Source organism: Rhizobium centroccidentale (assembly GCF_030182565.1).
Classification (GTDB): domain Bacteria; phylum Pseudomonadota; class Alphaproteobacteria; order Rhizobiales; family Rhizobiaceae; genus Rhizobium.
On the sequence record NZ_JAQJCG010000056.1, the window covers coordinates 1 to 1442 of the forward strand.

Below are 1442 nucleotides of genomic sequence, written 5' to 3' on the forward strand. Positions count from 1 at the left end.
TGAATTGACCCCCGAAAGTTGGACACCCAACTTCGGGGGTTTTGCATGTCCAAATACAGCAGCGCATTCAAGCGAGAAGTCATTGAGTATTACGGCAATGGAGAGCGTAGCTACCGGGAGGTAGGTCTGCGCTTCGGGCTTGATTATTCGATGGTGCGGCGGTGGGTCTCCAGCCACGCGGAGCATGGCTTGGCGGGCTTGGCACGTAAACATAGTCACTATGATGCGCAGTTCAGACTATCGGTCCTCGAACGTATGTGGAAAGATGGTCTGTCCCGTCGACAGGCGGCCGCGCTTTTCGACATTCGCAACGCCGGTTGCCTCTCAGTCTGGGAGAGGCAATATGAGCGCGGTGGGCTTGAGGCCCTTGCCCCGCGCCGGAGAGGCAGACCACGATCGATGCCCGAGCCCCCTACCACGGACACCAGCACGGATGGAGCGCAGGATGACGCTGCCAAGAGCCGCGAGGAATTGCTGGCGGAACTGGCCTATCTGCGCATGGAGAACGCCTACCTAAAAAAACTGGAGGCCTTAACGCAGGCGCGTCACGCGCCGAACGGACGCAAGCCGTCCAGGCGTTAAGGCCGCAGCATCCGCTCGACGGGCTGCTGGCGCTTTCGGGCCTGGCGCGTAGCACGTTCTATTATCAGCAGAAGGTGCTCTCCTCCGGCGACCGACATGCGGCGCTGAAGGTGACGATCCGATCGATCTTCGATGAACACAAGGGACGCTACGGCTATCGTCGGGTGACGGCGGCGATCCGTGGCCGCGGAGAGGCGGTCAACCACAAGACTGTCCAGCGGCTGATGGTCGAGATGAGGCTGAAGTCCCTGGTTCGGCCGAAGAAGTACCGCTCTTACAAGGGCCAGGCTGGGCACGTCGCGCCAGATCTCATCCAACGACAGTTCGCTGCCCGGCGCATGAACCAGAAGTGGGCAACCGATGTCACCGAGTTCAAAGTCGCCGGCGAGAAGCTCTTCCTGTCGCCGGTCATGGACCTCCACAATGGCGAGATCATCGCGTATGAGATGGCGAGGCGGCCGATCTTCAAGCTGGTCAGGGACATGCTCAACAAGGCATTGACCAAGCTCCATGACGATGACAGGCCGATCCTGCATTCCGATCAGGGATGGCAATATCAGATGCCAGAATGGAGCCGTATGCTCCAACAAGGCAATGTCGCCCAAAGCATGTCACGCAAGGGCAACTGCCTCGACAATGCCGCCATGGAGAGCTTCTTTGCCACGCTCAAGTCCGAGTTCTTCCATCCCAATCAATTCGACAGCATCGACAATCTGAGAGACGGAATCGAGGAATACATTCGCTACTACAACAACGATCGCATCAGGATGAAACTCAAAGGGCTGAGCCCTGTGAAATACAGGACCCAGCCCTCAAATCATCCCAGCCTATGAACCGTCCAACTTTATGGGGTCAGTTCA

The 1442-nt window shown here is 58.1% G+C and carries 1 protein-coding gene; it reads left to right on the top strand.

The genetic code is table 11. The features are described 5' to 3' along the window. Window positions 1–45 precede the first annotated feature (45 nt). Window positions 46–1415 (top strand): IS3 family transposase gene (locus tag PH562_RS30600; protein WP_285177636.1). Its coding sequence is split into 2 segments (ribosomal slippage): window positions 46–526 and window positions 526–1415, totalling 1371 coding nucleotides; the frame shifts between segments, so codons are not numbered across the junction. The last annotated feature ends 27 nt before the right edge of the window (window positions 1416–1442 follow it).